Source organism: uncultured Tepidimonas sp., from assembly GCF_938045175.1.
Classification (GTDB): Bacteria; Pseudomonadota; Gammaproteobacteria; order Burkholderiales; family Burkholderiaceae_C; genus Tepidimonas.
Map to the genome: position 1 here is coordinate 1 of NZ_CALIND010000066.1, position 6392 is coordinate 6392.

The following is a 6392-nucleotide window of genomic DNA, read 5'->3' on the forward strand; positions in this document are numbered from 1 at the left end:
CGCGGGCAGGGGGTCTATATCGCCAACGTCATCAAATGCCGACCGCCGCGCAACCGCAACCCCGAGCCCGACGAGATCGCGCGCTGCACGCCCTATCTGTTGCGCCAGATTGCGCTGCTGCAGCCGCGCCTCGTGCTGGCCATGGGCCGGTTTGCGGCGCAAACCTTGCTGGCCGAGGGCGGCTGCGACAGCCCCGACACCCTGCTGCGCACGCCGCTGGGCCGCCTGCGCGGGCGCGTGTACACGGCGCGGCTGGCCGGGCTGGCGCTGCCCGTGGTGGTGACGTACCACCCGGCGTACCTGCTGCGCAACCCCGCCGACAAGGCCAAGGCCTGGGCCGATCTGTGCCTCGCGCTCGACACCGCCGAGGCACTGCCCGCCCCCGGCTGAAGGCTCAAATCCGCCCTTCCTCCACCGCGTGGCAGGCCACGCGCACGCCGCCGAGGGTTTGCATCGCAGGACGCTCGGCGCTGCAGCGAGCGTTGGCGTGTGGGCAGCGCGGATGGAAGGCACAGCCGCTGGGAGGGTTAAGCGGGTTGGGCACCTCGCCTTGCACCGGCGTGCGCGCGCGGCCCGTGTCGTGCAGCTTGGGGATGGCGTCGAGCAACATGCGCGTGTAGGGGTGACGCGGCTGTGTGAACAGCGTGCGCTTGTCCGCCAGCTCCACCAGCCGCCCCAGGTACATCACGCCCACCTGGTCGCTCACGTGCCGCACCACGGCCAGGTTGTGGCTGATGAACAAATAGGTCAGCCCCTGCTGGCGCTGCAGGTCCTTCATGATGTTGAGCACCTGCGCCTGCACCGAGACGTCCAGCGCCGAGGTTGGTTCGTCGCACACCAGAAAATCGGGCCGCGTGGCCAGCGCGCGCGCGATCGAGATGCGCTGGCGCTGCCCACCCGAAAATTGGTGCGGGTACTTGACCATGTCGTGCGGGCTCAAGCCCACCGAGCGCAGCAGCTCGCCCACGCGCTCGCGCAGCGCTTTCGGGTCGCTCAGCAGGCCATGCTCGCGCAGCGGCTCGGCGACGATGTCCTCCACCCGCCAGCGCGGGTTGAGGCTGGCATAGGGGTCTTGAAAGATCATTTGGATGCGCCGCCGCAACAGCCGCCCGGGGGCGCCGCTGCGGTAGGCGGCGTGCGCGTCTTGGCCGTCAAACATAAACCGCCCGCGCGTGGGCGCATACAGCCCCACCAGCAAGCGCGCCACCGTGCTCTTGCCACAGCCGGACTCGCCCACCAGGGCCAGCGTCTGGCCGCGCGCGATCTCGAAGCTCACACCGTCGACGGCGTGCAACAACTGGCGCGGCTTGCGCTCCAGCACGCGGTTGAGCCACGGCGCCGAGACGTCGAACGTGCGCGCCAAATCCTGCGCCACCACCAACGGGGCGCTGGCGGTGGGCGTCACCGCCGGGGCCATCTCCATGACCGGATTGCTCATCGGGACATCTCCTGGGCGGCCGCGGTGGCGGCCACGTCGTGCAGCCAGCACGCGGCGCGGGTGGCACCGGCGGGCATCAGTTCGGGGCGCTGGTCGTGACAGCGCAGCATGGCTTTGTCGCAGCGCGGGTGAAAGGCACAACCGCGCGGGATCTCGGTCAGGCGCGGCATGGCACCGTCGATCTGGTGCAGCCGCTCGCGCTCCACCTCCATGTCGGGGATGCAACTCATCAACCCGGCGGTGTAGGGGTGCGCCGGGCGGTGGATGACCTCGTGCACGGGGCCGATTTCGGCCACGCGGCCGGCGTACATGACGGCCACGCGGTCGCAGGTCTCGGCGATCACGCCCATGTCGTGCGTGACCAGCATGACCGCCGCGCCACGCTGGCGGCAGATGCGCTTGAGCAGCGTGATGATCTGCGCCTGGATGGACACGTCCAACGCCGTGGTCGGCTCATCGGCCACCACCAGTTGCGGCTCGGCCGCCAGCGCCAGCGCGATCACCACCCGCTGGCGCATGCCACCCGAAAACTGGTGCGGGTAGTGGTCGATACGTTCTTCCGCGGCGGGGATGCCGGTGTCGCGCAGCAGCTGGATGGCGCGCTCGCGCGCCTCGGCCGGCGTGACGTCCAGGTGCGTCAGGATCGTCTCGGTGAGTTGGCGGCCGATCGAGTACAGCGGGTTGAGCGAAGTCAGCGGATCTTGGAAAATCGCGCCAATGCGCCGGCCACGGATGCGGCGCATTGGCGCCGGGGGCAGGTTGTCGATGCGCTGGCCCTGCAGGCGGATTTCGCCGCCCGCGATGCGGCCTGGCGGCTCCAACAGGCCAATGATGGCCGCGCCGGTGAGCGACTTGCCCGCGCCCGACTCGCCCACCACGCCCAGGATTTCGCCGGGCGCGATGTCGAACGAGACGCCGTCGAGTGCGCGCAACACGCCGCGGCGGGTGGGAAACTCGACCACCAGGTCTTTGACTTCGAGCAGTTTGTCCATGTCGGTGCTCCGCCGGTTTCAGCGCAGGCGCGGGTTGAGGGCGTCGCGCAGCCAGTCGCCCAGCAGGTTGACCGACAGCGCAATGAGCACCAGCATCACGCCGGGGAAGATGGTGATCCACCACTCACCCGAGAACAGATAGTCATTGCCGATGCGAATGAGGGTGCCCAGCGACGGCGACGTGGGTGGCGCCCCCACGCCCAAAAAGCTCAGCGTCGCCTCGGTGATGATGGCGGTGGCCACCTGGATGGTGGCCAGCACCAGTACCGGCCCGAGCACATTGGGCAGCACGTGGCGGCGCATGATGCGCAGCGGCGCCACGCCGATCACGCGCGCGGCTTGCACGTACTCCTTTTGCCGCTCCACCAGCGTGGAGCCGCGCACCGTGCGTGCGTACTGCACCCAGCCGGTGAGCGTAATGGACAAGATGAGCACGCCGAAGGCCAACGTCTCGTGCGCGTTGGGAAACAGCGCCCGCCCGACACCCGCAATCAGCAGCGCGATCAGGATCGCCGGAAACGACAGCATCACGTCGCACAGGCGCATCAGCACGGCGTCCACCCAGCCGCCCAAAAAGCCAGCCAGCAACCCCAGCGTCACACCCAACAGCACCGACAGCAGCACCGACGCCAGCCCGACGAACAGCGAAATGCGCGCGCCGTAGATGAGCGCCGACAGGATGTCACGGCCCTGGTCGTCGGTGCCGAGCGGAAAGGCCCATTGGCCTTCGGCGTACCACACCGGCGGCAGCCGGGCATTGCTCAGCTCCAGACTGGCCAGATCGAACGGGTTGTGCGGCGCCACCCAGGGCGCGAACAAGGCCGACAGCCCGCACACGAGCGCGATCAGCGCCGCCACGATGGCCGCGGGCGACGTGCGAAAGCTGTAGCCGATGTCGCTGTCCCACCAGCGCATCCACCATGTTTTCATGAGGGGTTCCTTTCGTTTCAGCGATCGCCCGGCGCCGTCAGTGACCACCGGCGCGGTCGACGCGCAGGCGCGGATCGACGGCGAAATACAGCAGATCGACGATGAGGTTGATGACCACGAAGATGAACGCGATCAAACACAGGTAGGCCGCCATCACGGGAATGTCGGCAAACGTGACGGCCTGAATGAACAGCAGCCCCATGCCCGGCCATTGAAACACCGTCTCGGTGATGATGGCGAACGCGATCAGCCCGCCGAGCTGCAGGCCCGTGATCGTCATCACCGGCACCAGCGTGTTCTTGAGCGCGTGGCCGAAGTGCACCGCCCGGTCGCTCAGACCACGCGCGCGCGCGAACTTGATGTAATCGGTGCGCAGCACCTCCAGCATCTCGGCACGCACCAGGCGCATGATGAGGGTGAGCTGGAAGATCGCCAGCGTCACCGCAGGCAGCACCAGGTGGCGCCAGCCCTTGGGCGACAGCAGACCCGTGGTCCAGCCCCCCAGGTCGGTCACCTCGCCGCGCCCGAAGCTGGGCAGCCAGCCCAATTGCACCGAAAAAATCAGGATCAACACGATGCCGATCAGGAACGTGGGCAGCGACACCCCCAGCAGCGAAAAGGTCATGAACACCTGAGCGAGCCACGTGCCGCGCCGCAGCGCGGCATACACCCCCATCGGGATGCCGACCGCCAGGGCCAGCACGGCCGCCACCAGCGCCAGCTCCAGCGTGGCCGGAAAGCGCTCGGCGATCAGACTCGCCACCGGCACCCCCTGGTGGATGCTCATGCCGAAATTACCCTGCAGTGCGTTGAGCACGAACTGCCAAAACTGCACGAAAAAGGGCTGATCGAGCCCCAACTCGGCGCGCACGGCGGCCACCTGCTCTGGCGTGGCGTCCTGCCCCAGCACCTGTAGCACCGGATCGCCCACGTACTGAAACAGCATGAAGGCCAGGAAAGCCACGGCCAACATGACCAGCGCCGCCTGCGCTAGACGTCGCAAAATGAAGGCAAGCATGAAAGCACTCCAGCGGAGGCCCGCCGACGGGCCCCCGCGACTTCACAGAGCGGATTGCGCACCCGGGGCCACCCGCCACTGGCAGCGCGGCCACCGATTGCGCAGCGGGTGATCAGTTGACCTTGAGCACGCGCCAGTCGATGCGGTTGTCGGCGCGATGCACCACGTCGATCGACTTTTTCATCGCCCAGGGGATGATCTGGTTGTGCAGCGGGATGTGCGCCACGTCGTCGTTTTGCAGTTGCAGCGCCTCGGTCAGCAGACGCGGGCGGATGTAGGGATCGGTCTCGGTCTTGGCGCGGTCGATGATCGCGTCCATTTTGGGGTTGCTGTAGCGGCCGACGTTGTAGTTGCCGTCGCCGCCCGGGCCCGGCGTGCGCAGCAGCGACTGCAGGGTGTAGAGCGCATCGAACGTCGGCACGCCCCAACCCAACATGTAGATGCTGGCCTCATAGCGCTGGATCATCGGGAAGTACGTCACCAGCGGCAGCGTGCGCAGCTTGGCCTTGACGCCGATCTTGGCCCACATCGAGGCCACCGCCTGACAGATCTGTTCGTCGTTGATGTAGCGGTTGTTGGGGCAGGCGAAATCGACTTCGAAGCCGTCTTTGTAGCCCGCCTCGGCCAGCAGCCGCTTGGCCGCTTCGACGTCGTAGGGATAGCGCTTGTGCACCGACTCGCTCCAGCCCGCCACCTGCGGCGCCACCAGCGCGCCGGTGGGCTGGCTCAAGCCCCGCATGGTCACGCGGTGGATGGTGTCGATGTCGATGGCTTGGTACAGCGCCTTGCGCACGCGCACGTCCTTCAGCGGGTTTTTGCCCTTGACGTTGCTGCCCGGCAGCTCGTCGCGGTGCTGGTCCATGCCGAAGAAGATGGTGCGGTTTTCGACGCCATCGATGACCTTGAGGTTGGCGTTGTTGCGCAGGCGCGGCAGGTCTTGCGGCGTGGGGTCGAGCACGAAGTCCACCTCACCCGACAGCAGCGCGGCCATGCGCGTGGCGTCGGACTTGATGGGGTTGTAGACGATCTGGGTCACGTTGCTGTCGAGTTTGCCCCAGTAATTGGGGTTGCGCTCGAGCACCATGCGCTGATCTGGCACCCACTCTTTCAGGATGTAGGGGCCGGTGCCCATGGCGTTGCGGTGGGCAAAAGTCTCCTCCTGCGCCTTCATGTCCTTGGGCTCCATCGAGCGGTTTTTCTCCGCCCAGGCCTTGCTCATGATGCGCAGCTCGGTGAGCTGGTTGAGCAGCACCGGGTTGGGGCCCTTGAGGATGATGTCCACGGTATTCGCATCGACTTTGACCACCTTGTCGATGCCTTGGGTGTAGATGGCGAAGTTCGACGTCTTGGCCATCGCGCGCTGAATGGAAAACACGACGTCATCCGCGGTCAGCGGCGAGCCGTCGTGAAACTTGACGCCCTTGCGCAGGGAAAAGCGCACCTGCGTGGGGCTGATCTCGCGCCACGACTCGGCCAGCACCGGCTCGACCTTGAACGTCTTGCTGTTGTAGTAGACGAGCGACTCGTAAACGGCGGCGTGGATGCCGTTTTGCAGCGCGTTGTTCTGCGAGTGGATATCCCAGGTGGCGATCTCGCCCGCGCTGGACCACTTGAACGGCTTGGCATGCACCAGCGGCATCCCCAGGACGAGCGCCGCCCCGAACGCGATGAGTGTTCGTTTCATTGCGAAACCTTGCAAAAGTTGAACGTGCCGTAACTATGCACGAGTCGTGCCAGCCTCCTGGTCCGGGTTTACCCGTAAACCTGGCCGCCGGGCCCCACCCAGGCACCCGATGTCGGTTTGGCGACACTTTCGTGGTGCTCCGCATACCGCCGGCGCGCGCACTGCATCCACGACGCGGGCCGCCACATCCCGTGGTGGCGCGCGGTGCGTTTTTGCGCCCACGGGCAGCATCGCTCAGGCCAGGGTATCGCCCAACGAGACCCCGATCTGGCGCGCGGCGCGCAGCAAGGGGTGGTTCAGTGGCACCGTGCGTGTGCCATGCACGACGTC

General features: G+C 66.9%; 6 protein-coding genes. 1 reads left to right on the forward strand and 5 read right to left on the reverse strand.

The genetic code is table 11. The annotated features are described in order from the left end of the window. A partial coding sequence (locus Q0716_RS03360; protein WP_299019651.1) for a uracil-DNA glycosylase occupies nucleotides 1-390 on the forward strand: 390 nt, incomplete at its 5' end. A gap of 4 nt (nucleotides 391-394) precedes the next feature. On the opposite strand, the gene Q0716_RS03365 is transcribed toward Q0716_RS03360, so the two are convergent. The 5 genes from Q0716_RS03365 to Q0716_RS03385 all read right to left on the reverse strand — a co-directional run bounded on the left by Q0716_RS03365 (nucleotide 395) and on the right by Q0716_RS03385 (nucleotide 6062). Beyond that, complete coding sequence (locus tag Q0716_RS03365; RefSeq protein ID WP_299019653.1) at nucleotides 395-1438, reverse strand: dipeptide ABC transporter ATP-binding protein; 1044 nt, start codon at nucleotides 1436-1438, stop codon at nucleotides 395-397. Next, complete coding sequence (locus Q0716_RS03370; RefSeq protein WP_299019655.1) at nucleotides 1435-2430, reverse strand: ABC transporter ATP-binding protein; 996 nt, start codon at nucleotides 2428-2430, stop codon at nucleotides 1435-1437. The genes Q0716_RS03365 and Q0716_RS03370 overlap by 4 nt, the downstream gene beginning before the upstream one ends. 18 nt (nucleotides 2431-2448) lie before the next feature. After that, entirely contained in the window at nucleotides 2449-3360 is a 912-nt protein-coding gene (locus Q0716_RS03375; RefSeq protein WP_299019657.1) for an ABC transporter permease, read from the reverse strand. A 37-nt stretch (nucleotides 3361-3397) separates the two neighbouring features. Then, nucleotides 3398-4378 (reverse strand): ABC transporter permease, encoded by a 981-nt coding sequence (locus Q0716_RS03380; protein ID WP_299019659.1) that lies wholly within the window; start codon nucleotides 4376-4378, stop codon nucleotides 3398-3400. Nucleotides 4379-4490: 112 nt separating this feature from the next. Then, nucleotides 4491-6062 carry an ABC transporter substrate-binding protein gene (locus Q0716_RS03385; RefSeq protein ID WP_299019661.1) on the reverse strand — a complete coding sequence of 524 codons (1572 nt, stop codon included), beginning with the start codon at nucleotides 6060-6062 and terminating at the stop codon, nucleotides 4491-4493. Nucleotides 6063-6392: the final 330 nt, after the last annotated feature.

What these genes read in the sequence shown, in the direction of transcription:
- Q0716_RS03365 (WP_299019653.1), bottom strand. Translation starts at nt 1,438, where the DNA reads ATGAGCAATCCGGTCATGGAGATGGCCCCGGCGGTGACGCCCACCGCC.
- Q0716_RS03370 (WP_299019655.1), bottom strand. Translation starts at nt 2,430, where the DNA reads ATGGACAAACTGCTCGAAGTCAAAGACCTGGTGGTCGAGTTTCCCACC.
- Q0716_RS03375 (WP_299019657.1), bottom strand. Translation starts at nt 3,360, where the DNA reads ATGAAAACATGGTGGATGCGCTGGTGGGACAGCGACATCGGCTACAGC.
- Q0716_RS03380 (WP_299019659.1), bottom strand. Translation starts at nt 4,378, where the DNA reads ATGCTTGCCTTCATTTTGCGACGTCTAGCGCAGGCGGCGCTGGTCATG.
- Q0716_RS03385 (WP_299019661.1), bottom strand. Translation starts at nt 6,062, where the DNA reads ATGAAACGAACACTCATCGCGTTCGGGGCGGCGCTCGTCCTGGGGATG.